General features: G+C 46.7%; 1 pseudogene. It reads left to right on the top strand.

The features are described 5' to 3' along the window. A pseudogene (locus LJE11_RS19650) lies at nucleotides 1-225 on the top strand (IS200/IS605 family accessory protein TnpB-related protein); the annotation flags it as partial.

Raw genomic sequence — 225 nt, 5'->3', positions numbered from 1 at the left:
AAGAGATGCAGACCGTATCCAGCTATGGCGTAGAATTACGAAAACAGAATATCCCGGTCCGCCAGACACTGGAAATCTACCGTTCTGCGGTCAGTTACCTGACAGAAATATATGAGCAGGTGTGGGAGAAACTGGCAGAGATCCCTGATGCAAAAAGGCGGTTTAATGCCGCAGAGCATCTGGTGCATACTACAAAAAAGAATCCTGCACGCTTTGATTTTGATC

Source organism: Blautia sp. DFI.1.216, from assembly GCF_020594215.1.
GTDB lineage: Bacteria > Bacillota > Clostridia > Lachnospirales > Lachnospiraceae > Blautia_A > Blautia_A wexlerae.
The sequence above is the reverse complement of the archived record's forward strand: the minus strand, read 5'-3'. Positions and strand labels throughout refer to the sequence as shown.